This is a genomic window from Saccharopolyspora mangrovi (assembly GCF_035320975.1).
Classification (GTDB): domain Bacteria; phylum Actinomycetota; class Actinomycetes; order Mycobacteriales; family Pseudonocardiaceae; genus Saccharopolyspora; species Saccharopolyspora mangrovi.
The window spans coordinates 393,559-417,739 of record NZ_JAWLNX010000002.1; the positions used below are offsets into that span (position 1 = coordinate 393,559).

Annotated in this window: 19 protein-coding genes and 1 pseudogene; 10 read left to right on the forward strand and 10 right to left on the reverse strand. The window is 67.0% G+C overall.

Annotation, left to right across the window (positions count from 1 at the left end):
• Positions 1-29: 29 nt before the first annotated feature.
• Entirely contained in the window at positions 30-3,419 is a 3,390-nt protein-coding gene (gene cydD, locus R4I43_RS04420; protein WP_324264208.1) for a thiol reductant ABC exporter subunit CydD, read from the forward strand.
• Positions 3,416-4,291, forward strand: coding sequence for a molybdenum cofactor guanylyltransferase (gene mobA, locus R4I43_RS04425; protein WP_324264209.1), 876 nt, complete (start codon positions 3,416-3,418; stop codon positions 4,289-4,291). Before cydD ends, mobA begins: the two co-directional genes overlap by 4 nt.
• Positions 4,292-4,307: 16 nt before the next feature.
• Here the strand turns inward: mobA and R4I43_RS04430 are convergent, their stop codons facing one another.
• On the reverse strand, positions 4,308-4,592 hold the full coding sequence (locus R4I43_RS04430) for a MoaD/ThiS family protein (protein ID WP_324264210.1): 285 nt from the start codon (positions 4,590-4,592) through the stop codon (positions 4,308-4,310).
• A gap of 4 nt (positions 4,593-4,596) precedes the next feature.
• Positions 4,597-5,661, reverse strand: a complete 1,065-nt coding sequence (gene moaA / locus R4I43_RS04435) for a GTP 3',8-cyclase MoaA (RefSeq protein ID WP_324264211.1) — start codon at positions 5,659-5,661, stop codon at positions 4,597-4,599.
• Between the two features lie 692 nt (positions 5,662-6,353).
• Between moaA and R4I43_RS04440 the strand changes: the two genes are divergently transcribed.
• On the forward strand, positions 6,354-7,238 hold the full coding sequence (locus R4I43_RS04440; protein WP_324264212.1) for a formate/nitrite transporter family protein: 885 nt from the start codon (positions 6,354-6,356) through the stop codon (positions 7,236-7,238).
• A gap of 7 nt (positions 7,239-7,245) precedes the next feature.
• Here R4I43_RS04440 and R4I43_RS04445 read toward each other — a convergent pair.
• Positions 7,246-9,572 (reverse strand): annotated as a pseudogene (locus tag R4I43_RS04445) (FdhF/YdeP family oxidoreductase).
• 33 nt (positions 9,573-9,605) lie between these two features.
• Entirely contained in the window at positions 9,606-10,124 is a 519-nt protein-coding gene (locus R4I43_RS04450) for an SRPBCC family protein (RefSeq protein WP_324264213.1), read from the reverse strand.
• A 499-nt stretch (positions 10,125-10,623) separates the two neighbouring features.
• Between R4I43_RS04450 and R4I43_RS04455 the strand changes: the two genes are divergently transcribed.
• Both R4I43_RS04455 and R4I43_RS04460 read left to right on the forward strand, forming a co-directional pair.
• A complete protein-coding gene (locus tag R4I43_RS04455; RefSeq protein WP_324264305.1) occupies positions 10,624-12,027 on the forward strand; it encodes an OFA family MFS transporter in 1,404 nt (467 codons plus the stop codon).
• A 34-nt stretch (positions 12,028-12,061) separates the two neighbouring features.
• Positions 12,062-12,196: an MFS transporter small subunit gene (locus tag R4I43_RS04460; protein WP_268952350.1), complete on the forward strand. Its 135-nt coding sequence runs from the start codon at positions 12,062-12,064 to the stop codon at positions 12,194-12,196.
• Between the two features lie 133 nt (positions 12,197-12,329).
• Here the strand turns inward: R4I43_RS04460 and R4I43_RS04465 are convergent, their stop codons facing one another.
• The 4 genes from R4I43_RS04465 to R4I43_RS04480 form a co-directional block, all read right to left on the reverse strand.
• A complete protein-coding gene (locus R4I43_RS04465; protein ID WP_132684915.1) occupies positions 12,330-13,361 on the reverse strand; it encodes a LysR family transcriptional regulator in 1,032 nt (343 codons plus the stop codon).
• A gap of 247 nt (positions 13,362-13,608) precedes the next feature.
• Positions 13,609-14,361 (reverse strand): AAA family ATPase, encoded by a 753-nt coding sequence (locus R4I43_RS04470; protein ID WP_324264214.1) that lies wholly within the window; start codon positions 14,359-14,361, stop codon positions 13,609-13,611.
• A gap of 235 nt (positions 14,362-14,596) precedes the next feature.
• Positions 14,597-15,022 (reverse strand): ribulose bisphosphate carboxylase small subunit, encoded by a 426-nt coding sequence (locus R4I43_RS04475; RefSeq protein ID WP_132684914.1) that lies wholly within the window; start codon positions 15,020-15,022, stop codon positions 14,597-14,599.
• Positions 15,023-15,048: 26 nt separating this feature from the next.
• On the reverse strand, positions 15,049-16,509 hold the full coding sequence (locus tag R4I43_RS04480) for a form I ribulose bisphosphate carboxylase large subunit (RefSeq protein ID WP_324264215.1): 1,461 nt from the start codon (positions 16,507-16,509) through the stop codon (positions 15,049-15,051).
• 103 nt (positions 16,510-16,612) lie between these two features.
• Here R4I43_RS04480 and R4I43_RS04485 point away from each other — a divergent pair, with 103 nt between their 5' ends.
• On the forward strand, positions 16,613-17,524 hold the full coding sequence (locus tag R4I43_RS04485) for a LysR family transcriptional regulator (protein ID WP_324264216.1): 912 nt from the start codon (positions 16,613-16,615) through the stop codon (positions 17,522-17,524).
• A gap of 35 nt (positions 17,525-17,559) precedes the next feature.
• Positions 17,560-18,555: a class I fructose-bisphosphate aldolase gene (locus R4I43_RS04490; RefSeq protein WP_324264217.1), complete on the forward strand. Its 996-nt coding sequence runs from the start codon at positions 17,560-17,562 to the stop codon at positions 18,553-18,555.
• Between the two features lie 188 nt (positions 18,556-18,743).
• Here R4I43_RS04490 and R4I43_RS04495 read toward each other — a convergent pair whose 3' ends face one another.
• Complete coding sequence (locus R4I43_RS04495; RefSeq protein ID WP_324264218.1) at positions 18,744-19,919, reverse strand: GAF domain-containing sensor histidine kinase; 1,176 nt, start codon at positions 19,917-19,919, stop codon at positions 18,744-18,746.
• Positions 19,916-20,584: a response regulator transcription factor gene (locus R4I43_RS04500; RefSeq protein ID WP_324264219.1), complete on the reverse strand. Its 669-nt coding sequence runs from the start codon at positions 20,582-20,584 to the stop codon at positions 19,916-19,918. The genes R4I43_RS04495 and R4I43_RS04500 overlap by 4 nt, the downstream gene beginning before the upstream one ends.
• A gap of 119 nt (positions 20,585-20,703) precedes the next feature.
• On the opposite strand from R4I43_RS04500, the gene rpe reads away from it, so the two are divergent.
• Genes rpe through R4I43_RS04515 form a run of 3 tightly spaced genes read left to right on the forward strand, consistent with a single transcriptional unit; the run spans position 20,704 to position 24,037 of the window.
• A complete protein-coding gene (rpe, locus tag R4I43_RS04505) occupies positions 20,704-21,408 on the forward strand; it encodes a ribulose-phosphate 3-epimerase (protein WP_324264220.1) in 705 nt (234 codons plus the stop codon).
• Positions 21,408-23,330, forward strand: coding sequence for a transketolase (tkt, locus tag R4I43_RS04510; protein ID WP_324264221.1), 1,923 nt, complete (start codon positions 21,408-21,410; stop codon positions 23,328-23,330). Before rpe ends, tkt begins: the two co-directional genes overlap by 1 nt.
• On the forward strand, positions 23,327-24,037 hold the full coding sequence (locus R4I43_RS04515; protein ID WP_324264222.1) for an HAD-IA family hydrolase: 711 nt from the start codon (positions 23,327-23,329) through the stop codon (positions 24,035-24,037). The genes tkt and R4I43_RS04515 overlap by 4 nt, the downstream gene beginning before the upstream one ends.
• The last annotated feature ends 144 nt before the right edge of the window (positions 24,038-24,181 follow it).

Consider the following 24,181-nt stretch of genomic DNA (forward strand, 5'->3'; position numbering starts at 1 on the left):
GTCACTGTCAACCGAACGAGGTGACTGACATGGGTGCTGGATCAGGCGACTCCACTTCCAGACCCGGCAACGCGCTGTCCCCGCTCGGGGCACTCCCGAAGCTGTCGGCTTCGGCACGACGTGCCCTGACGTTGATCGGCTTTCTCTCTGCCTGCAATGCCGTGGCACTGATCGTCCAAGCCTGGGCGATCGCCACAACCCTGGCTCCCGTTGTGACGGGAGGCTCCGTCCATCCCGAGCGACTTCTCGTCCTCGCGGGCTCCATCGCGGCGCGAGCCGCGTTGGCGTGGAGCATGGAGTTCGCGGCAGCTCGCGCGGCGACCGGAGCCAAGGAGGAACTGCGGGCTCTGCTCGTCGACGCGGCTCTGCGACGTGGACCGGAGTGGATCCAGCGACGTGGTCCGGCCCAGCTCACCGCACTGGCGACCAAAGGGCTCGATTCGCTCGACGCCTACTTCACCAAGTACCTACCGGCCTTGGTCAACGCGGCGATCGTGCCACCGTGCGTGGGGGCGTGGATCCTGTTCTCAGACTGGGTGTCGGCGATCGTCATTGCGCTCACCGTGCCCTTGATCCCGCTGTTCGCCTGGCTCGTCGGGCATTACACCGAGAAGCGCAGCGCCGCCGCCCTGGACGCGCTGCAGCGGTTATCTGCACGAATGCTCGAATTGGTCCGCGCCCTGCCGGTTTTCACCGCGTTCGGCCGAGCGAGTGCCCAGGTCGCGATCGTGCGCGAGCTCAGCGACCAGCAGCGGCGCACCACCGCAGCGACACTGCGCGTGGCCTTCTTGTCAGCGCTGGTGCTGGAGCTGTTCTCCTCGCTGTCGGTCGCCATGGTCGCCGTCGGCATCGGACTGCGATTGGTCTCAGGCGAGCTGGACCTGGCGACCGGGCTAGTCGTCCTCGTGCTGGCGCCGGAGTGCTACCTACCGCTGCGAGCAGCCGGCGCGGCCCATCACGCCAGCGAGGACGGCGTGGAAGCCGTCCGACGAGTCGACGGCATCGTGGGTACGACAAGTCCTGCGCACGGTCGGCGCGTGCCCGGCCGCGGTCCCCTGGTGGTGGAGGGTTTGTCGGTTGTCCGCCGCGAGCGCCGCGCCCCCGAGGGGTTCAACTGCAGCGCGCGGGCCGGGGACATCGTCCGTCTTGAGAGATCCGGGGGGCTGGGACCGAGCGGCAGCGGGAAGTCGACTGTGTTCGCCGCCCTGCTCGGGTTCGTCGCCGCTGACGAAGGCCGGATCAGCTGCGGCGGAGTTGACATCGACCAGTGCGATCCAGCCGAATGGCGGCGCCTATTCGCCTGGATCCCGCAACGTCCGACCTTTACCGGCGGAACGGTCGCCGACGAGTTGGCGGTCGCCACGTCTGACCAGCCCGACGGCCTCGACCCTTCGTGCGCGCTCGGCCAGGTGAGTGCGGCGCACCTCGTGCACCGTAGGGTGGATTCGCTGTCCACCGGCGAGCGCCAGCGGGTCGCCGTGGCCCGGGCCTTGCTCCGGCTGCAGGGCCACGCGCGCATCCTGCTGGCCGATGAACCAACCGCGAGCCTCGACGCCGCGAACGCGCGCAAGGTCAACGACGCGCTCCGGGACTCCGCCGATCGCGGTGCCGCGGTGCTGCTGGCAAGCCACCGCCCGGACACGGCCGCGACCACGCCTGATACCGACGCGGTCACCGACATCCCGGCAGCGCCGGAGGCGCCCCCCGCACGAGCCCGGCTCCGCGACCTGGTCAGCTCGCGCATGCTGATCGGAGCGGGTATCGGCTCGTTATCCCTGCTGTCAGGCATCGCACTGGCAGCGACCTCGGCCTGGCTCATCGCCCGGGCCTCGCAACAACCACCGATTCTCTCGCTGTCCGTCGCAGTCGTCGGTGTCCGCGCCTTCGCCTTGTCCCGCGCTGTGCTGCGCTACCTCGAACGACTCGCGACCCACGACGCCGCGCTGCGGGACGCCGGTCGTTTGCGCGTCAGGCTGTGGGAGGCGCTCGTGCGCCTCGGCCCGGTGCGCGCCGCCCGCTACCGCCGCGGCGACGGTCTAGCCCACCTGGTCGATGACGCCGACGTGGTGCGCGACCTCGTCCCCCGGGTCATCGTGCCCCCAGCCGTAGCCATCGTGGCTGCGCTCGGCGCCATCGTCATCGAGTTCGCCGTGCTGCCGGCTGCTGGAGCGGTGCTCGGCGGTGCGCTGCTCATCGCCGCGATCGACGGTCCGATCGCGGCTCTCGCGGCAGAACGCCGAGCGACAGCCGCCGCCGAGGAATCCCGACGGGACGTGGCCGCCCACGTGCTGGCGCTGCTCGACGGTTCCGCTGAACTGCTGGCGTTCGGCGCCGATGGTGCCCGGCGCACCGAACTCGCCGTTGCGGACGCGCAACTCGGGCGCCGCGCCCGCCGCGGCGCGTTCGGTGCTGGTGCGGCCAGTGGCCTGATCACCCTCGCTATCGGAATCGCGGTTCTCGGCGGCTGCTGGCTGGGCACGGACGCCGTCGCGCGGGGCGTGCTCGCACCGGAGCTCGCACCGCTGCTGGTCCTGGTCCCGCTCGCGGCCACCGAGGCAGTCGGGCTCCTCCCCGCAGCAGCGCAGCACTTGCGCTCCCTGCGGAAAGCGCAGGCGCACCTGGAAGCGGTGCTCGCGGCGCCCCCGACCAACGACCCCCGCACGAGGTCCGATGGTGCCGTCGAGCTCGACGACGTGGTAGTCCACTGGCCTGGTGCGGGCCGACCGGCGTTGTGCGTGCCGCACCTGCGAGTTCCGGCCGGTGCGCACGTGGCCGTGGTAGGCCCCTCGGGTGGCGGCAAGTCGACGCTGGTGTCGGTGCTGCTGGGCTTCCTGCAACTCGAAAGCGGTCAGGTGAGGGCACCGCAACCGGTGACGTGGTGCCCGCAGGAACCGCAGCTCGTGGCGACGACGGTTCGGGAGAACCTGCTGCTGGCCGCACCGCGGGCCAGCGACGAACACATCGCGCAAGCGTTGCGCACTGCGGGATTGGACGAATGGCAGGACCGGCTGGACGCGTTCGTCGAACCCGGTGGGACCGCGCTTTCCGGTGGTGAGGCGCAGCGCCTCGCCTTGACCCGCGCGCTGCTGGTCGAGGACGCCCAGCTGGTGCTGCTCGATGAACCCACGGCGCACCTCGACATCGCCAAGGCCGATGAGGTGCTCGCCGAGATCAGCCGCGCCTGGCGGGGCCGGACCATCGTGCACGTGACGCATCGCTGGTCGGACACCGCGCACGCCGACATGGTGCTGCACATCCGGGACGGCGAGATCACGGTTGAGCACCCCACCGAGACCGGGTGGAAAAGCAGCCGGCTTGTCGATTCGCGTACCGCAACGCACGGGCGAGGACCGAACGACGGAGAGGACACGGCATGGCACGCCACGCTCGAACGCACCCAGCAGGACGTGGTCCGATGACGGCCGGAGTGGTGCTCGCCGGGGGATGCTCGAGCCGGATGGGGGCTGTCAAGGCATCACTGGAATGGCACGGTTCCACGTTCTTGCGCCACGTGACGGACGTGGTGGGCCGAGCCGTCGGTGGTCCCGTGATCGTCGTGCGGGCGCCGGGGCAAGCTCTGCCCGCGCTCGGATCGCAGGTGATCGTCTGCGACGACGCCGAACAGGGCCGCGGACCGCTGCACGGTCTGGCCACCGGGCTGGCCGTCGCGGAACGCGAGGGAGCGTCCCTGGCCTTCGCCTGCGCCACCGACCTCCCCCTGCTGCACTCCGCCTTCGTCGACGCCGTGCTCCGCGGCTTCACCGCCGCCGCGGCGGGCGACGACTGCGCCACACCGGACGCGGCGATACCCCGCATCCGGGGATTCCGGCAGCCGCTGGCCGCCGGTTATCGCACCAGCCTCACGCCCCACCTCTTTGCGCTGCTGGAAGCCGGGCGCTCGCGCCTGTCGGACCTCCTCGACAGCGTCGACGTGCACCTGCTCGACGAGGCGACCCTGCTCGCCGACGCGCGGCTGTTCGCAGCCGACCCCGACCTGGTGTCGGTGTTCAACGTCAACACCCCCGAGCAGTACCGGGCAGCGTGCGCGCGGCGGTTACCCGAGGTGGTCGTCGAGAAGTCCATCCTGGTGGGGACCGAACTCGTCGCGAGCGAGCGGCGGTGCGTCCGCGCGAGCACGCTCGGTGCAGCGGCCGAACAGTCAGGTGTGGAGCTCGACGGGCAGATCGTCGTGGCGGTCAACGGATCGTGCTTTCCCGCCGAGGCACAGTCGCCGTTGCAGTCCGGTGATGTCGTGATGTTGCTGACCGCTTCGCGTCCCGTTTCCGCGTAGGTTCGGCAATCTCGATTCATCCGCCGGCGAACGGGGGCAGCACGTCGAGTTCAGCGCCGTCGTGGACTTCGACGGAACGGTCCCGAACCGCCATACCGTTCAGCAGGAAGCTGCACGCGGTCACGACCGCGGCCAAGCGATCGCCGTGCGCCGCGGTGACAGCGTTGATGGTATCGCCAGCGGTCGGGGCGACCTCAGTCGACCTCCCGACTCGCACCACTTCCTCGGCGACACCCGCGGCCGCGCGCGCAGCCGCGAAGTACCGGACCCGAACACCGACCTGCTCGTGCACCGCAGTCATCGGCTCAACCTCCGATCGCGCTCATGGGCCGCGCAGGCCGCGCGAAACCAGCACCGTCGACACCGTGACCCGCGGCCTTCGCCCACATGGTGTCCTGCCACAGCCGGATCAACTCCTCGTCCTCGGCACCCGCTCGCATCGGACCGCGCAAATCGGTTTCCTCCGTGGAGAACAAGCAGGAGCGCAATTGCCCATCAGCGGTGAGGCGAGTGCGATCGCAGGCGGCGCAGAACGGTCGGGTGACCGAGCCGATCACGCCCACGGTCCCCGGTCCGCCGTCGACGAGCCAACGCTCAGCAGGAGCAGAACCGCGTTCGGCCGCGTGCGGTGTCAAAGTGAACTCGGTGCCCAGCAGATCGAGGATCTCATCGGCGGTGATCATCGCCGCACGGTCCCAACCGTGCTGCGCATCCAGCGGCATCTGCTCGATGAACCGCAGGTGATAGCCCCGTTCGAGGCAGAACCTCAGCAGGTCGCAGGCCTCGTGCTCGTTGCGACCCCGCATCAGCACGGCGTTGACCTTGACCGGCTCGAGCCCCGCGGCCTGCGCAGCTTCCAATCCTGCGATGACGTCGTGGAACCGGTCGCGACGAGTCAGCTCGCGAAAGATGTTCTGGTCAAGGGAATCCAGGGACACGTTCACCCGGTTCAGGCCGCTGCGGCGCAGATCATCAGCATACGAGCCCAGGTTGATACCGTTGGTCGTCAACGAGGTTCTCGGCCCGCTGGGCAGCCGCGAAGTCCTCGCGATGATCTCGACGAGATCCTTGCGCAAGAGCGGTTCACCACCGGTGAACCGCACGTTTCGCACACCGAGGCGCTCCACCGCGATCCCGATCAATCGGAGGATTTCCTCGGTGTCGAGCAGCTCCGCCCGTTTGAGCCAGGCGAGCCCTTCAGCCGGCATGCAGTACGTGCAGCGCAGGTTGCACTTGTCGATCAACGACACCCGCAAGTCCGTTGCGATCCGGCCGAAGCGGTCCACGAGTTGGGACGTATCCGGACGCATGTCCGACCCCGGATGCACACGATGCGGCATGCCGGGCATTCCCAAAGCCACCTCAGACATGGCGCCTCTCCCACGCACAGGTGACGACCCGCGTCGCGCACACGTCCAAACCTGCGCCTACCGAGATGGCTCGCTCATACAAAGGGGAACTGTGCTCGTCCATGCCCATCCTCGTCGATCACGCTGCACGCAGCGGTGAATCCGCTGACGTCCCAACCGCATTCTCCAGCGAGCGAGCGCGTACTTCCAATTCGCGATGTCAACCGATCGATAACCCACGCCGATGCCAAGAGCAGAAGCACAAGCCAAGCCCACCAGGATCCAGCGGTCAGTCCACCGGGCACCGACGCCTCGCTGCGATCGCTGCGCTTCGCCGCAGCCAGACTAGCCGTTGCGGAACGCGATCGCCGGACATCGGGCTCGTAGTCGATGCAGCGGGAAAAAGCACTGTCTATCGCACCATCGTCGGTTTCTCTTTGACTCCCCCGCACCGAGCGCTAAAGCTGTCGCGCGGTTGGTTTCAGCGTTCCCCAACACGGCGGGAAAGGGTCAGCGCCAACCGGGGTGCAGAACAACGGCATGGCCAGATCATGAATGCGTTCGAAGATCCCTGAGCTGTCCTGTCGGTCACTCCATGGAAGACGTGGAACACGACCAGAGCCTGATGCGGAATCGCCCCATCCGGATGCCCGAGGGCCCCGTCTCCGCGAGCAACGGCTTTTCCGAACCTGATCAGCACTGAGAGGACCACCATGCCGATTCCACTTCACGAGTCCTTGGAAGAGCAGGTCATGGCGGCGCAAGCGAAAGCGTCCCAACTCCGCAGCCCTGGACGCTATCTGCTTCTCGCATCGCTCGGCGGCGCCTTCATCGGCGTGGCCGTGGTCCTCCTGCTGATGGTGACCGGCCCGCTCAACACCGAGCACTCCGCATGGACCAAGCTGATGCAAGGCCTGGTCTTCGGCGTGGCGCTGACCCTGGTGCTCTTCGCAGGCTCCGAGCTGTGCACCAGCAACATGATGACCATGGTCCAAGGTTTGAGCCGCCGACGGGTCTCGCTCGTCGGCGCGGCGATGGTCATCGCCCTCTCCTTCGTCGGAAACCTTCTCGGTTCCGCCGTCTTCGCCTGGCTCGTGCACTCCGCCGGAGTCCTGGACGTCGCGGCTGACCCCGGCAATCCCGCACCCGGCGCGGCGATGCTGAGGAGCCTGCTGGGGACGAAGCTGACCGAAAGCCCTGAAGACCTCTTCTTCCGCGGGCTCCTCTGCAACTTCCTGGTCTGCCTCACCGTGTGGATGGCCGGCCGAACCCGTTCCGATGGTGCCAAGATCGCTCTGGTCTTCTGGGGCCTTCTGGCGTTCGTCGGTTCGGGCTTCGAGCACGTCGTCGCCAACATGACCTGCTTCTCGCTCGGCCTGTTCGCACGCGTGCCCGGCGTGACGGCCGAGGCTTTCGCGAACAACCTCCTCTTCGTCGGCCTGGGCAACCTGGTGGGTGGCGGCCTGCTGGTCGGCGCAATCTACTCCGTCATCGCCCGCCCGTCCGCGCCCAAGACCGCACAGCACAACTCGTCTGCTCCCGCTATGGCCTCGGCCGACACGCAGACCGCGGTCGGAACGTCGACCGACAAAGCCTGATTCCGCTTCACCTGCGGTGGCTGGAAGATCCGTTCGCTGAAGCTGTACCAGTGCGCTCCAGCCTCACCAGCATTGCCTTCGCCGTCGGCTGATTGCTGATGTCAGCCACGCTTGCCAGTGGCAGCAGGACGTTGGTTTCGGGATAGTACGCTGCCGCGCAGCCACGCGTAGTCGGATACGAGACCACTTCGAAATCCTCCGCCCGGCGAACCACACCGTCCTCCCACACGCTCACCAAGTCAACGCACTCGCCTCCTGCGAGGCCCAAGTCAGTCAGATCGTCCGGGTTGACCAGGATGACGCGACGGCGGCCGTGCACACCTCGGTAACGATCGTTCTCCGTGTAGGGAATGGTGTTCCACTGATCGTGGGACCGCAGGGTCTGCAGCAGCAGATGCCCTTCGGGAATCTCCGGCATGTGCCGCGCATTACAGGTGAACAGGGCTTTCCCGGCAGGTGTGGGAAACACCCCCTCGTTCACCGGGTTCGGCAGCCGGATGCCACCGGGGCGGACCACTCGCCGGTTGAAGTCGTGGAATCCGGGGATCACGTTGGCGATCCGATCGCGGATCGTGCCGTAGTCGGATTCGAACATCTCCCATGGGATGTCCGTCGTTCGTCCGCCGAGCGTACGTCGGGCCAGACGGCACAGGATCGCGACCTCGCTGAGGAGCAAAGTCGACGCCGGCTGCAGGCGGCCCTGAGAAACGTGCACCTCGCTCGACGAGTCCTCGACGGTGACGAACTGCGCGCCATCCTGCTGGATGTCGCGCTCGGTGCGCCCGAGAGTCGGCAGGATGAGCGCGGTTCTTCCGCAGACGGTGTGGGAACGGTTGAGCTTGGTAGAGATGTGCGCGGTGAGTCGGCAATTGCGGAGCGCGTCTTCCGCGACGGCACTGTCCGGCACCGCGCGAACGAAGTTCCCCGCGACCCCGAGGAAGACCTTGATGCGACCTTCGTGCATCGCCCTGATCGTGTTCACCGAGTCCAGGCCATGCGCTCGCGGCGGATCGAAACCGAACTCGCGTTGGATCGCGTCCAGGAAATCGTCCGGCATCTGTTCCCAGATGCCCATCGTTCGGTCTCCCTGCACATTGCTGTGCCCGCGCACTGGGCACGCTCCGGTTCCTGCCCTCCCGAGATTTCCGCGCATCATCAGGAAGTTCACGATCTCCCTGATGGTGGCCACCCCGTGCTTGTGCTGCGTCACCCCCATTGCCCAGCAAACGATGACGCGCTCGTGGCGGAGCACCTCGTCCCGCACCGCCTCGATCTCCGCACGGTCAGTCCCGTCGCCGCGATGATCTCGTCCCACGAGATCGTTCGAACGTGCTGCGCGAACTCCTCGAAACCACTGGTGTTCGTGCGGATGAATTCGTGATCGAGCACGGCGCCGGGCCGCTCCTCCTCCGCCTCAAGCAGTAGCCGGTTCAGAGCCTGGAACAGCGCCAGGTCACCACCGCCACGGATGTGGAGGAACCGGTCGGCGATCGAGACTCCGCGACCGATCACCCCGCGCGGGCGCTGCGGGTTCTTGAAGCGCAGTAGTCCCGCTTCCGGCAGCGGGTTCACCGCGATGATCCGGGCACCGTTGGCCTTGGCCTCCTCCAACGCGGAAAGCTGCCGCGGGTGGTTGGTTCCGGGATTCTGCCCCACGAGGAAGATCAGGTCAGCGTGGTGGAGATCGTGCAGGCTCACCGTCCCCTTGCCCGTGCCCAGTGTCTCATGCAGAGCGAACCCGCTGGATTCGTGGCACATGTTGCTGCAATCCGGCAAGTTGTTGGTGCCGAACGCTCTGGCGAACAGCTGCAGCACGAAAGCTGCCTCGTTGCTGACCCGGCCCGAGGTGTAAAAGGCCGCCTCGTCGGGAGAGCCCAGTGACTTCAACTCCTCGGAGACCAACCCGAGCGCGTCGCGCCAGCTGATCGGCTCGTAGTGGTCGGAATCCGGTCGCTTCACCATCGGCTCGGTGAGCCGCCCCTGCTGGTTCAGCCAGAGATCGGAATGCCGGCCCAACTCGGAGATCGGGTGCTGCCGGAAGAAGTCAGCGGTGACCCTCCGCAACGTGGCCTCGTCGTTGATGTGCTTGGCGCCGTTCTCGCAGTACTCGTTGCGGTGGCGCTGCCCCGGGGACGGGTCCGGCCAGGCGCAGCCGGGACAGTCGACGCCGTCCACCTGGTTGATCGTGAGGAGCGTCCGGGCCGTTCGCTCGACAGAGGTTTCCTCGAGCGAATACCCGAGCGCGTGCGTCACCGCCGGAATTCCAGCCGCCCATTTCTTGGGAGGAGTTACGGAGAGTTCCTCATCCGGTTCGTCTCCGGGTGCGTCTCGCAATGTGTCCGCCTTTCCTGGTCCTGCTGTCGCAGCTCAGCCGGTGGGCCACTTCGGGACCTGGCTTCTCGGCGGTTCCGGCTCAAACGGCTGCACTCGTCCCTTGCTGATCGCACCGCGCCAGCCGCCGCTCTCTTCTCCGAGTGATTCGATGAACTCCTTGAAGTGCTCCAGCCCGAACCGAACCATGCGGTGTGGCACCCCGAAGGCGCCGGCTAGGGACTCTCCGAGTCCGCGTGGTTCGTAGTGCACCCGAACGACGATCTCGGTGCGCTCAGGTCCCAGGGGTCGGAAGGTCACCTCACCTCGATGGCGGGGTTGTCGTTCCAAACTGCGCCAGGCCACGCAGCGATCGGGCTGCTGCCGCACGATCTCCACCTCGGATTCCCGCCGCAGCGGACCGAACCCGATCATCCAGCGGGTCACGTTCGGTCTGAGCTGGTCGACCTTCTTCACCGCCGCCGCGAACCGCGGGAAGGACTTGAACTGAGTCCACTGGTTGTAGGCGGTGCGCACCGGGACACCGACATCAATCGTCTCTTCAATGGCGCTCATGACTCGCCCATCTTCGACTGCGCGTCCGCGCCAGTGTCGATGCTCGCGCCGTCATCCGCCAGTGGACATTGGTCCAGGTCCGGTCTCGAACCTGATGCCACTTGCCGCCCACGGCGGCTCATAAATCGTGGTTATCGCTGAATTCAAGAAAGCACTTTGACGCTCATCACACTCGTACCTAGTTTTTCACGTCATTGGCCGTGCAACTGGTCATCCGCCATTCACGGCCGGACAAGAAGTCGGGGAGGTGGGAGTGCAAGACCACGATGATGTCTCGACCACCAGCTCCGCTGCCCTTCACACGAGGTGCGCGAACGGGCAGCCCCGGCTGGTGACTCACACCCCTGCTCACCCCGCAGGGGGATGAGACCTGGCGGCGTCTTTGATGTGCTCGCACACGCGCACCACGACGCCCTCGACCTTCGAGTCAGCTGACGCGGCTCGACAGCATCAACGCTCGCTGGCTCGGTACGCAACTGCCTCACCCTGGAGGTGCGCAATGGCCGTTCTATCGTTTTTGGATCGGGAGCACACGATCGCTCCGCCCGGCTACAGCCGGTGGCTGATCCCGCCCGCTGCCCTGGCCGTTCACCTGTGCATCGGGCAGGTGTACGCGACGAGTGTGTACAAGGCGTCCCTGCGGGAGCACTTCGATACGAGTCTCACCGCGATCGGTGTCATCTTCTCGATCGCCATCGTCATGCTGGGTGTCTCCGCTGCGGTCTTCGGTACCTGGGTGGACAGGGTCGGTCCACGTCGGGCGATGTTCACCGCCGCGTGCTGCTGGGCGTCGGGGTTCCTCGTCGGGGCCGCCGGCATCGCCGTCGGCCAGCTCTGGTTGGTTTACCTCGGATACGGGCTCATCGGGGGCATCGGCCTGGGCATCGGATACATCTCCCCGGTGTCGACCTTGATGAAGTGGTTCCCCGACCGGCCCGGTCTGGCCACCGGGATGGCAATCATGGGGTTCGGCGGGGGTGCCATGGTCGCCGCACCGTTGTCGAGCAAACTGCTTTCCTTCTACGGCGGCGGAGCACAGGTCGCCTCCGGCGAGGCCGTCGCGAAGCTGTTCCTCACCCTGGGCGCGGCCTACTTCCTGGTCATGATGATGGGCGTCTTCACCGTGCGGGTGCCCGCCCCTGGATGGGTACCTCCGCACTTCGATCCGTCGAAGGTCAAGGCCAAGTCGATGGTGACCACGGGGAACGTCTCGGCCAGCAACGCGATCAAAACACCGCAGTTCTGGCTGTTGTGGACGGTGCTGCTCTGCAACGTGACCGCCGGTATCGGAATTCTCGAGCAGGCAGCCGAGATGATCGAGGACTTCTTCCGCGACGGGAACACATCGACCGTGACCGTGACCGCCGCTGCTGGCTTCGTCGGCTTGCTGTCGGTCACCAACATGGCCGGTCGGTTCATCTGGTCGTCCGCATCAGACATCATCGGCCGCAAACCGACCTACGTGATGTACCTCGGTTTCGGCATGGTTCTCTACGTGCTGCTCGCCGTGGCCGGAGCGAGCTCCACAGCCTTGTTCGTAATCCTGTGCGCAGTCATCATCTCCTTCTACGGTGGGGGTTTCTCCACCGTTCCCGCGTACTTGCGCGACCTGTTCGGTACCTACCAGGTAGGCGCAATCCATGGCCGTCTGCTCACCGCGTGGTCGACGGCGGGCGTGCTCGGTCCGCTGATCATCAACCGCATCCTCGATACGCGGGGCACGCCGGGCGAGCTCGTCGCATCCGACTACCGGCCCGCCCTGCTCACCATGGTCGGCGTCCTGGCGATCGGGTTCACCGCGAACCTGCTCATCCGGCCGGTCGCCGAACGCTGGCACGAGAGGACCCCGGTTTCGGACGCCGTTGACACCCCTCGTCGTCCTACCACCACACCCAACCAGTGATCATCCGACGCAACGGCTCGGAGGAATGCGGACCATGACCGAATCCACTCCCCGCACACCCGACAAGTACAAGGCAGAGATAGGCATTACTTGGCTGATCGTAGGAATCCCCCTGCTCTACGGCCTGTTCAACGCCATCACGGCGGCCTTGCAACTGTTCACCACGTGACCCAATGCCGGGGATGCCGCGCCCGTTTGCCGACGCGTCATCCCCGGCACCGCGCATACAACGTCACAACCCGACGAGTACCGCATCACCGACCCACCAGCCACCTCTCGCCCAGGTCGTTCCAGAAACGTCGTTAGTCGCCTGCAGTGTCGAGCTCCACCGGAAACGTCACGGATTCTCCAGTGTCCAGGCCAGATTCACGAACCTGCGCTTCCTCGACAACGCCGGGCTCATCCAGTCCCGGTATTGGAAAACCCGTGCGGCTGGCGAGATCGACCGTGCTCTGCAGATCCATCCCGCCAGCAACGTCGAGGAGAGCCCGAGCCAGGATCGGCTCCGGATCGCGGTCGTGGATGACCAGGCCAATGGTCTGGGTGGCTTCCGGCTCCACCAGCGGGATGGCGCGCATTCCCTCGGCCACATTGTGCCCGTTCACCCAGGACTGCGGGAGCACGGTCGCGCACCGGCCCTCCTCGACGTACGCCCGCAGCGCAGTGATCGAATCGGCCTCCACGGCAGGTACGGGTCGGGCGTTGACCTCCTCGAAGATCGAGTCCAGAATGCGGCGGTTCTGCATGTCGCCGGACAGCAGGCACAGCGGCACCTCCGCGGCCTCCTGCCACGTCACCGAGCTTCGTCCGGCTAACGCGTCGTCGCCAACCAGCAGCAGATACCGCTCGCGGTAGAGCGGCATCGACCGCACCCGGCTGAGCGGTTCGTTGTCCACGTACGTCACGCCGACGTCCAGCTCGTAGTTCGACAGGTCCCGCTGGATTTGCGCGGAAGTCATCGACCGAACGGAAAACCGGATGCGCGGCTGCGCCTCGGACAACAGCGCGGTGAGCACGGGCAGCACGTTGAGGGCGGTGGGGACGCTGCCGATGCGCAAGCATCCACTCAGCCCCTCGCGCATCACGCCTACGTCCTCGACCAACGAGTCGCGCTCGGCCAGGATCCGGTAGGCCCACTGCAGGATGCGCTCTCCTTCGGGCGTGAAACCGAGGAACCGGTTGCCTCGCTGAATGATCGGCACGTGCAGATCAGCCTCCAGCTTGCGGATCGCAGTCGACAACGCGGGTTGCGAGATGTAGCAAGTCTCTGCCGCACGGGCGAAGTGCCGTTCACGCGCCAAGGCCGTGAGGTATTCCAACTGCCGGATCAGCATCTGAACATCGCACCTCCACCACGATCCCCCATCCCACAGCTCAAGGGCCACCCAGCGCCCACCATGCCATCAATCGGCAGAACGCTCGCAATGGCTCAAACCCGCTCGACTGCCCGGGCGGATGCACTCCGTCCGGGCAGTCGACGTCCAGGAGCGAGCTGCCGCTCACCACCTGATCGAAGCACGCGGCCAGTCGGCGTGACGTCGCAGGTCCTGCTTCCACGGACCCCGGCCGCACTACCGGTCACTAGTCGCTCGAATCCGCCGTAAACACACTGCTCCCGTATATGTCCTCCGCAGTGATGGTGACGAGATCCTCCTTCCCCAAGGGGCGGTTCAATCCCACCAGGCGGCGAGCCTGACGCAGCCGGCTGCGCTCGATAGCGTTGCGCACGCTGCGCGCGTTGGAGAAGTTCGGCCGCTGCATCCGGCGGGTGAGGTAGTCCGAGAAGACCTCACGTGCCTGCTCGTCGAAGCGGAAGTTCTCCTCCGCGACCATTAGATCGGCGATCTGCAACAACTCGGCGTGGTTGTAGTCCTCGAACTCGATGTGATGCGGAACCCGTGAGCTCAAACCCGGGTTGGCCGAGAAGAACGTCGCCATCCGATCCGGATACCCGGCGAAGATGACCACCAGGTCGCCGCGCTCGTTCTCCATCTCCGTCAGCAGGATCTCGATGACCTCCTGCCCGTAATCGCGCTCGTTCTCCGGGCGGAAGAGGTAGTAGGCCTCGTCGATGAACAGCACTCCCCCCGCCGCGCGAGCGAGCGCCTCCTTGGTCTTCGGCGCGGTGTGGCCGATGAACTGGCCGACCAGGTCATCACGGGTCACCACGTGTACCCGCGGAGCCCGGATGTAGCCGAGGGCGTGCAGAATGCTCGCCATCCGCATGGCCACGGTCGTCTTTCCTGTACCGGGCCCACCGGTAAAACTCATGTGCAACGTCGGATTCGACGCCGTGAGCCCGAACCGCTCGCGGGCGCGGTCGACCTGCAGCAACGAGGCGATCTCGCGGACGCGCCGCTTGACCGAAGCCAAGCCGACCAGTTCGGCCTCGAGACAGGCCAGGGTCTCCGCGACCCTGGCCGCCGACTCGTCCGCCGAGAGGTCGAGCTCCGCGTCGTCACCGAGAGGGGCCGACTGCCCCGAACCCTCCTCAACGATCGCTTCGTCCGGCTCCGATTCGTCCTTGGCAGGCCGAGGGAACCCGAATCCTTTGGGCGTTTCCATCAGATCACCCGCTTGCGTACCGAGCCCCGGCAGGCTTCTCGGTGGCGTAGGACTTCACGGAGTACCGCTGGGTGCGGTCCGGCCCTTCCTGACGTTCGAGGAGGAAGCCGGGCTCCTCCTCGGGTCGTTGAACGAGGAAGTGCATCGCGGTCGACTGCCTGCCCAGACTCGCGTCGTAGGCCAGCACCCGGACGTAGTGACGAGGATGGGTCGCGCGACACTCGTTGATCTGCGCGAGAACACCGTCGGGCTCGGCCAGGTCGAACATCGGAAGCCCCCACATCTCCCAGTAGACGTTGCGCGGATGCGGGTCGTCGGTGTACTCCACCGACACTGGCCAACCCTGGGAGAGGGCGTACTTCACCTGGGCCGCGATCTCTTCGTCGGTGAGGTCGGGCAGGTACGAAAACGTTCCATACCGGAGTTTCATGACGTGCTCCTGTGACAAGTGAGTGGTCAGGCCGACGGCAACGGAGTCGGGACGAAGTCGGGCGCGTCGGTGCTGGTGTAGTCGAAGGTGACCTCGCCCCACGTGGAGAGCGCGGCCTCGAGGGACTGGCAGTTCTTCGCGGCAGTGCGGAGCACGTCGGGGCCCTCGCGCAACAGGTCACGACCTTCGTTGCGCGCCTTGACCATGGCCTCCAGCGCAACGCGGTTGGCTTCAGCGCCCGCGGCGATACCGTACGGGTGACCGATGGTGCCGCCACCGAACTGCAGGATCACGTCGTCACCGAACAGATCCAGCAACTGGTGCATCTGACCGGCGTGGATACCGCCGGAAGCGACCGGCATGACGCCCGGCATCGAGGCCCAGTCCTGGTCGAAGAAGATGCCGTTCTGCAGGTTCAGAGGAACATTGTTCTCGCGCAGGGTGTCGTAGTACCCGCGGGTGGTGGCCGGGTCGCCTTCGAGCTTGCCGACGACGGTGCCAGCATGGACGTGGTCCACCCCCATCAGGCGGCACCACTTCGCGATCACCCGGAAGCTCACGCCGTGCGTCTTCTGCCGCGTGTAGGTCGAGTGGCCGGCGCGGTGCAAGTGCAGCAGCACGCCGTTCTCCCGGGCCCAGTGCGCCATCGACTGGATCGCTGTGTAGCCGATCGTCAGGTCGATCATCACGATCACGCTGCCGAGCTCCTTGGCGAACTCCGCGCGGCGGTACATCTCCTCCATGGTGCCGGCGGTGACGTTGAGGTAGTGCCCCTTGACCTCGCCGGTCTCGGCCGTCGCCCGGTTGACGCCTTCCATCGCGTAGAGGAAGCGGTCACGCCAGCGCATGAACGGCTGGGAGTTGATGTTCTCGTCGTCCTTGGTGAAGTCCAGCCCACCGCGGCAGGCCTCGTACACCACGCGGCCGTAGTTGCGGGCCGACAGGCCGAGCTTGGGCTTGATCGTGGCGCCCAGCAGCGGGCGGCCGTACTTGTTGAGGTGCTCGCGCTCCATGACGATGCCGTGCGCCGGCCCCTGAAAAGTCTTGGTGTAGGCGACCGGAATCCGCATGTCCTCGAGACGCAGCGCCTTCAGCGGCTTGAAGCCGAACACGTTGCCGATGATCGAGGAGGTCAGGTTCGCGATGGAGCTCTCTTCGAAGAGGTCGATGTCGTAGGCGATGTAGGCGAAGTACTCCCCCGGCCGGCCTGGGACCTCGTCAACGCGATAGGCCTTGGCCTGGTAGTGAGTGTTGGCCGTCAGACGGTCGGTCCACACCACCGTCCAGGTCGCGGTAGAGGACTCACCCGCCACGGCCGCGGCGGCCTCGATCGGGTCAACGCCGTCCTGCGGCGTCACTCGGAACACCGCGAGCACGTCGGTGTCCTTGGGAACGTAGTCCGCGTTGTAGTAACCCATCCCCGCGTAGCTCTGCACGCCCGGGTCCCAGCGTTCCTTGGTCTCCGTACCGTCTTCGCTGATCGTCATGGCAGATCCCTTTCGTGTGCGCTCGGTGCACGACCAGTCTCGGTCGCCAATCAATCAACGACAATCGAATCTTTTCCGCAAATAGATAAGGCATCCTTGAACTATGGACGGACTTAGCGAGCTGCCTGCCGCCGCCACCTGGGCGCGACTGCACACCTTCATGGCGGTCTACGAGACGGGCAGCGTGAAGGCCGCTGCCGAGAACCTCCACGTGACACCGTCGGCAGTCTCAGCAGCCATCGCGGCGTTGGAATCCGCACTCGGAACGACCTTGTTCGGGAAAGCAGGACGAGGCATCGTCCCCACCGACGCCGGTGAGACCTTCGCGACCTACGTCCGCAAGCTCCTCGGTCTGCTCGCCGAAGCCGCCGGCGCGGTGCAGGACGCCGAGCGCGGACGGGTGCGGATCGGTGCCGTCGCGACGGCAAGCGAGTACGTCCTGCCGCGGCTGATCGCGTCATTCGCCCAGGAGCATCCGCAGATCGAGCTCTCCCTGTCGGTGTTGCCACGGGACGAGCTGTTCTCGCTGGCATCCGACCACGCCGTCGACGTCGTGCTCGCCGGCCGCCCACCACGTGGGTCCGGCCTGGTGACCCGAGCACGACGAGCGAACCGCTTGGTCCTCGTCGGACGGCCGGGCATCCAGCGTGACCCGCTGACGACGACCTGGTTGTTGACCGCCTTGGGATCGGGCACGCGCGAGACGACCTTGGCGCTGCTCACTCGACTGCAGGCGGCACCGCCGCTGCTGACGCTCGGCACGGCCGGTGCCGCGGTCGCCGCCGCACGGGAGGGCCTCGGTGTCACGCTGGTGCACGAGGAGGCTGTGCGCGAGCAGCTCGAGGCCGGCGAACTCGCCTCCTACCCCGTGACCGGCACCCCGCTCGACCGTCCGTGGCATCTGTGCACCACCTCCGAGCCGACGGCGGCGACTCGCTTGTTCCTCCGGCACGTGTGCGCCCCGGAGACGGTGGGTTCGGCGTCGTTTCACACCCGGCATCGCCCCACGGGGTGAGTACAACACATGGCGCGGGTCACACCATGCTGAGCATGACGACCACGTTTCCCAGCAACGTTCCCGTCCTCGCGGAGACCGCGGAGCAGATGACCTGCGAAGGCCGAGGCATCCTCGCCGCCGACGAGTCGATCAAGACCATGTCGGCACGCCTGAAGGCCGAGGGTATCCCCGCGAGCGACGTCACTCGACGCGACTACCGCGAGGTGCTGCTCACCGCCGACCGGTTGTCGGAGTCGATCAGCGGGATCATCCTCGCCGACGAAACGTTCGGCCAGCACCTCAACGACGGCCGCACCTTCCCCGAAGCCGCGCACGACCTCGGGATCCTCCCCGGCATCAAGGTCGATACCGGAACCACCCCACTACCGGGACTCGGCGGCGCGCTCATCACCGAGGGCCTCGACGGTCTGGGCGCCCGGTTGGCCTCCTACGCCGAGCGCGGGGCCGCCTTCGCCAAATGGCGCGCCGTGTTCGACGTGCGGACGATCACGTCCTACAGCGCTCGTGCCAACGGCCACGCCCTCGCCAGGTACGCAGCGCTGTGCCAGGAGCACGGAATCGTCCCGATCGTCGAGCCGGAGGTGCTCTGCAACGGCGATCACAGCCTGGCAGAGTCCGCGCAGGCGACCCGCCTAGCCCTCTCCAGCTTGTTCGACGAGCTCGACCAAGCCGGTGTCGACATGAACGGGATCGTGCTCAAGCCGAACTTCGTGACACCCGGCCTCGACGCCTCGCCGACGTCGGCATCCACGGTGGCCGCGGCAACCTTCGAAGTGCTCGGCGACACCGTCCCCCGCACCGTGCCGGGGATCGCTTTCCTGTCCGGCGGACACCCGACGTCGGACGTCTGCGGTTTCCTCGCCGACCTCAACACCACCACCAAGCGTCCGTGGCAGGTCACCTTCTCCTTCGGACGTGCTCTGGTCAGCGACGCTCTGCACACCTGGGGCGGCGACACCGCCAACGTCACTGCCGCTCAGGAGGCGCTGGTCGCCAACTGCCGGCAGGCCGCAAAGGCAATCAGCTGATCGACTTCGACTCGTTGAGCGGCCCAGCCACTCAGCCCGCCCTCGTGACTGGCACCGCCGAAGGTTCTCAGCCGTCTTCTTGCGAGGTCATGTCATGGGGTCATGCGATGAGAAGCCGCACCCCAGCAAGAAGGCGGCTGAGATTCCCTCGCACCATCGCCGGGAATGATGAGTTCGAAGAACAATCGCTACAGCGGGAGTTCGACGAGCATGGTGGTGCCGCGCTCCGGTACGGACTCGACTCGCAAGGACGCTTCGATGATGGCGCAGCGCTCGGCGATGGAGCTCAGGCCGAAGTGCTGCGCCCCGTCGGCGTCCATGGTGCGCGCATTGCGGCGTTCGACCGGGTCGAAGCCCTTCCCATCGTCTGCGCACCCGATCACTATCGAGTCGCCGACCCGGCGCAGTGAGAGCACGATGCGGTCAGCTTCGGCATGCTTGACCGCGTTGGCCAGGGCCTCTTGAAGGATCCGGTACAACGCCGCGGCCGCATGGTTGGGGATGTCATCGGTGGCCGCCGCCGGATCCACCACAAGCTCGATCGAAGGCCCCGCATCCCGGCTGGCCATCTGAACGAGCGACTCGATCGCCGCGACCAGTCCGAGGTCGTCGAGGACCAGGCTGTGCAGGCCGGAGATGGCCGCTCGCGTCTGGTTGTAGGCCATGTCGGCGAGCTCGCGAGCGCTCACCAGCTCGGCCCGGGCACGCTCCAGCTCCTGCACCCGCGTCGAGGACTCCGAGTCGTCGTGCGCCGCGAGTTCGGAGACCGTCAGATCCGCAGCCGAGAGGTGGAACGACATCGACGCCAGCGCGGTGGTCACACCGTCGTGCAGGTCGAACGCGATCCGGCGCCGCTCCGCCTCCTGCGCCGAGATGGCCTGCTTCATGAGCCGGTCGCGCTCGGTGCGGTGCCGGTTGACCGCCCTCCACAACTGCTCCGCGTGCAGCCGCAGACCGAGCACCGTCGCCAACGATTCCGCGGCTTCGAGATCGTCCGGACCGAACGGCCTCTGCGGGCTGCGGTGGACGGCCAGGACGCCCACCACGCCTGCCTCCTCGGAGAGCCCCCACAGCGGGAGGCACATCCGCGCCACGGTCTGCTGGGGCTCGAGCCCCAGCAACTGGCGGTGCAGCGCATTGCGAGGCGAGTCGGACTCGAGCAGAACCGGTTTTCCCGTGCGCGCGACCAAGCCCGTGACCCCGAAGCCGACCTGCAGTTTCAGGGAGCTCGCGGAAGTGTGCTCGGGCCAGATGTCAACAATGCTGAGGTCCTGGCCTTCGATGGCGTAGAGCAGCGCACCCTCGGCCGAGAGCAGTTCGGCGAGGTCTTTCGCGCTGGGAATCGAACTGGCGGCGGAGCTCAATGGAACAACCCCTCCCGCAACGCGACGGCGATGGCTCCGCTGCGGTCGGCGACCCCCAGCTTGCGGTACAGCCCGCGGATGTGGGTCTTGACCGTGTCCTCGCTGACCACGAGCTTGCTCGCGACGGCTTTGTTCGAGTGGCCGGCGACCAGCAACTCCAGCACCTCCGACTCGCGCTGGGTGAGGCCGAGGTGCGCACCGGACCAGAATTCCCCGGCGTTGAGCCGCGCGGCCGACAGCGCCACCCGCCCGGCCAGCGCCGCATCGACGACGGTCTCGCCTTCGCGGATCCGGCGCAGGTGGCCGACCAGCTCCTGGCCGTCGATGCGCTTGAGGATGTAGCCGGACGCACCGACCCGCAGGGCCTGGTAGAGGTAGTGCTCGTCGTCGTACACGGTCAGCAGGACGACCTTGGTGGCCGGGTGCTGCGTGGTGATCTGGCGGCACAGGTCCAGACCGCTCTCCTTGCCGATGCGCACGTCGCACAGCACGACATCGGGGCGCTGCTCCGCGACCATCGTGAGCGCCTCCGCTGCGGTCGTCACCTGCCCCACGATCAGGACCTCGTCGGGGAAGTGGCCGAGCATGGCGCCGAGCCCGTGCAACACCATCTCGTGGTCGTCGACGAGCACCAGGCGCTGGGGGTTCGGGGACGACGCCGTCATGTGCCAAGCCTACGGCGCGGAATCCGTCGCGCATATCACCCGCCCCTCCACCCGCGTGGGTGAGTGCCCAGCGCGCATGACGGGGTGCGATGAACCCACCCGACATGAAAGGTCGCGCCATGACCGAGCCGAGTGTCCGCCAGCCGCTCGTCGTGCCATCGGTGTTGCCCGCCGACTTCGCCGAACTCGGCAACCAGGTGAGGGAACTCTGCGCGGCGGGCGTGGACCGCATCCAGTGGGACGTCATGGACGGCGTCTTCGTCCCGAACCTCACCTTCGGTCCTGATGTCATCGCGGCGGCGCGCCCGCACAGCGCCGTCGACTTCGAGGCCCACCTCATGGTGGTCAACCCCGATGAGCTGCTGTGGCGCTACGTCGATGCGGGGTGCGAGCTCGTCATCGTGCACGCCGAAGCCTGCACCCACCTCCATCGCACGCTCGCGCGCATTCGCGACCTCGGCGCGCGCAGCGGGGTTGCGCTCAACCCGCACACCCCGGCGAACGTCGTCGAGCACGTCCTGGCCGAGACCGACCTGGTCCTGGCCATGACCGTCAATCCCGGATTCGGCGGACAGGCCTACATCCCCGCGGTGGAGCCGAAAGTCGCGCAACTCAGGCGCATGATCGACGCCTCCGGTCTGCCCGTCGAACTCGAGGTCGACGGTGGCATCAACGCCAAGACCATCCGGACGGCTTCTGCTGCCGGCGCCGACGTCTTCATCTCGGGCTCAGGCTTGTACGCGCACCCGGACGGCAAAGCCGCCGCCGTCAGGGAATTGCGCGCCGCGGCGATCGAGAGCGCATCACAACGAAAGGCAGCTTGATGACCAACGTCCTGCACCGAGCTCGCGTGCCCGTCGAGACCGACCGACTTGCCGTCGACACGCTCCGCTTCCTCGCTGCCGACATGGTGCAATCCGCCTCGAGCGGACACCCGGGAATGCCGATGGGAGCGGCTCCGATGGCGTGGACCCTGTGGAGCCGGCACCTGCGCCACGACCCCGAGGCACCCGACTGGGCAGACCGCGACCGCTTCGTGCTCTCCGCCGGCCACGGCTCGGCCCTGCTCTACGGGCTCCTGCACACCTTCGGCTACGACCTCCCGGAAGCCGAACTGCGCTCGTTCCGCCAGCTGGGCTCCCGCACCCCGGGACATCCGGAGTTCGGACACACGCCAGGTGTCGAATGCACCACCGGGCCCCTCGGCCAGGGCCTGGCCATGTCGGTGGGCATGGCGCTGGCCGAACGCATGGCCAACGCCAGATATCCCGAGGTCACCGGCCACCACACGTACGCGATCGTCGGCGACGGCTGCCTCATGGAGGGCATCAGCCACGAGGCCGCTTCCCTCGCAGGTCACCTCGGGCTCGGACGGCTGATCGTGCTCTGGGACGACAACGACATCACCATCGACGGCGGCGTCGACCGCTCATGCAGCGATGACCAGCTCACCCGCTTCGGCTCGTACGGCTGGCACACCGAGGCCGTGGTGGACGGCACCGACATCGACGCGATCGACCAGGCGATCACCCGCGCCAAAGCCGACCCGCGCCCCAGCTTCATCGCGGTGCGGACCGTGATCGGCCAAGGCGCTCCAGGGGTGGAAGGCACGGCCAAGGCCCACGGATCCCCACTGGGCGACGCGCTGCTCGCCGAGACCAAGAAACTCGCGGGGTGGGAGCATCCGCCGTTCACCGTGCCCGAACCGGTGCGCGCGGTCTGCTCCTCGCTGGCCGAGACCGGCGCTCAGGAACACGCTGCCTGGCGCGAGGAGTTCGCGGCCTTCGAGGCCGCGTCTCCAGAGCGCGCCGCGGAGTACAGCCGGGCGCAGGAACGCAGGCTGCCCGACGACCTCACCCCACTGCTGCAGGTAGCAGACACGGCACCGAGGGCCACCCGGCAGTCCTCCCAAGCCTGCTTGGACGCCGCACGCGCGGTGCTGCCAGAACTGGTCGGAGGCTCGGCAGACCTGTCCGGTTCGACCGGTACCGCCTTCGGCGAGCTGGTGACCCGCGGCGACTACTCGGGCACGGCGATTGCGTTCGGCATTCGCGAGTTCGGCATGGCCGCGATCATGAACGGAATCAGCCTGCACGGTGGGTTCCGGGTTTTCGGCAGCACCTTTCTGGTCTTCGCCGACTACCTGCGGCCGGCGCTGAGATTGTCGGCGCTCATGGGCCAGCCGGTCATCTACGTGCTCACCCACGACTCAATCGCGGTGGGCGAGGACGGCCCCACCCACCAACCGGTCGAGCACGTCGAGTCGCTGCGCGCGATCCCCGGGCTCCAGGTGCTGCGACCGGCGGACACCGCCGAGACCGTGGAGGCCTGGCGGTTGGCGCTCAAGCGCACCGACGGGCCCACCGCGTTGATCCTCTCCCGGCAGTCGCTCCCCCAGCTGGACCCGGACGACCTCGACGTCGACCAGCTCGTTTCGCTCGAAATCGTGGCCACCGGCTCGGAAGTGTCGCTGGCCACCGCCGTGGCTCGAGTGCTGCGGGCCGAGGGGTACGGCGTCCGGGTGGTCTCGGCACTCGACCGCTCGCGCTACGCACCGGATCCCTCCGTGACCACCGTCAGCCTCGAAGCGGGCAACACCGCGAGCTGGCGAGGGCTCGTCGACCTCGCCATCGGCATCGATGACTTCGGCGACAGCGGCCCCGGTGGCGAGGTCATGGCCCACCACGGCTTCACCGCGGACGCGGTCGCCGCCCGTGTCCGCGACTACCTCGGCTCAGCCCGATGAGCCGGCTCGAGGCGGTGATCTTCGACGTCGACGGCACTCTCGTCGACAGCGAACGGGACGGCCATCGCGTCGCGTTCAACGCGGCGTTCGAGGAGGCCGGGCTGTCCGATCGATGGGATGTCGCCACCTACGGGCGGCTGCTGAAGATCACCGGCGGGGCCAAACGGCTGGCGTCCTGGTTCGAAAGCACCGGCCGATCACCGATCGAATCCACCGAGCTCGCAGAGAGGCTGCACAAGCGCAAGACCCAGATCATGCGGCGCCTGATCGAGGATGGACAGGTGCATGCCCGCCCGGGGGCTCACCAACTGATCCACCAGATCGAGGCGAGCGGCGTCCAGGTGCACGTGGCGACCACTGGCACGCGCGCCTGGGTCGAACCCCTTCTGGAGCGCGCCTTCGGCAACAGGTTCCACACCGTGGTCACCGGAACCGAGGTCCCCGACCTCAAGCCCAGCCCGGCCGCATACCTCGAGGTGTTGCGCCGGACCGGCTGCCCGCCTGAGGACGCCGTTGCCGTCGAGGACTCCGCCAATGGCGTGCGGGCTGCGGTGGCCGCCGACCTGCGCTGTCTAGCCGCACACAACCCCTATACCTGCGACGACGACTTGTCTGGGGCGGAGCTCGTTGCAAAGGGGCTGGATGACCCGGCGCTCGTGGCCTGGTTCCATCGCCGACTAAGGAGCCGGTGCCGGCCGAACGAGTGATGAGGGCATGTCATTGCTCTCCGGCTTGCGAAGGTCAGGAACCGGACCAGGCACAACCGCGGGTTCTAAGCGCAGAACGAGAAGCGGGGCCCGGGGTGATCGAGGCCGTGCCCCCCTCTGGGCGCCCCGAACTGATAAACGATG

What these genes read in the sequence shown, in the direction of transcription:
- R4I43_RS04450 (WP_324264213.1), bottom strand. Translation starts at nt 10,124, where the DNA reads ATGAGCGCCATTGAAGAGACGATTGATGTCGGTGTCCCGGTGCGCACC.
- R4I43_RS04455 (WP_324264305.1), top strand. Translation starts at nt 10,624, where the DNA reads ATGGCCGTTCTATCGTTTTTGGATCGGGAGCACACGATCGCTCCGCCC.
- mobA (WP_324264209.1), top strand. Translation starts at nt 3,416, where the DNA reads ATGACGGCCGGAGTGGTGCTCGCCGGGGGATGCTCGAGCCGGATGGGG.
- R4I43_RS04515 (WP_324264222.1), top strand. Translation starts at nt 23,327, where the DNA reads ATGAGCCGGCTCGAGGCGGTGATCTTCGACGTCGACGGCACTCTCGTC.
- R4I43_RS04430 (WP_324264210.1), bottom strand. Translation starts at nt 4,592, where the DNA reads ATGACTGCGGTGCACGAGCAGGTCGGTGTTCGGGTCCGGTACTTCGCG.
- R4I43_RS04485 (WP_324264216.1), top strand. Translation starts at nt 16,613, where the DNA reads ATGGACGGACTTAGCGAGCTGCCTGCCGCCGCCACCTGGGCGCGACTG.
- moaA (WP_324264211.1), bottom strand. Translation starts at nt 5,661, where the DNA reads ATGTCTGAGGTGGCTTTGGGAATGCCCGGCATGCCGCATCGTGTGCAT.
- tkt (WP_324264221.1), top strand. Translation starts at nt 21,408, where the DNA reads ATGACCAACGTCCTGCACCGAGCTCGCGTGCCCGTCGAGACCGACCGA.
- rpe (WP_324264220.1), top strand. Translation starts at nt 20,704, where the DNA reads ATGACCGAGCCGAGTGTCCGCCAGCCGCTCGTCGTGCCATCGGTGTTG.
- R4I43_RS04500 (WP_324264219.1), bottom strand. Translation starts at nt 20,584, where the DNA reads ATGACGGCGTCGTCCCCGAACCCCCAGCGCCTGGTGCTCGTCGACGAC.
- R4I43_RS04490 (WP_324264217.1), top strand. Translation starts at nt 17,560, where the DNA reads ATGACGACCACGTTTCCCAGCAACGTTCCCGTCCTCGCGGAGACCGCG.
- R4I43_RS04460 (WP_268952350.1), top strand. Translation starts at nt 12,062, where the DNA reads ATGACCGAATCCACTCCCCGCACACCCGACAAGTACAAGGCAGAGATA.
- R4I43_RS04475 (WP_132684914.1), bottom strand. Translation starts at nt 15,022, where the DNA reads ATGAAACTCCGGTATGGAACGTTTTCGTACCTGCCCGACCTCACCGAC.
- R4I43_RS04440 (WP_324264212.1), top strand. Translation starts at nt 6,354, where the DNA reads ATGCCGATTCCACTTCACGAGTCCTTGGAAGAGCAGGTCATGGCGGCG.
- R4I43_RS04465 (WP_132684915.1), bottom strand. Translation starts at nt 13,361, where the DNA reads ATGCTGATCCGGCAGTTGGAATACCTCACGGCCTTGGCGCGTGAACGG.
- R4I43_RS04480 (WP_324264215.1), bottom strand. Translation starts at nt 16,509, where the DNA reads ATGACGATCAGCGAAGACGGTACGGAGACCAAGGAACGCTGGGACCCG.
- cydD (WP_324264208.1), top strand. Translation starts at nt 30, where the DNA reads ATGGGTGCTGGATCAGGCGACTCCACTTCCAGACCCGGCAACGCGCTG.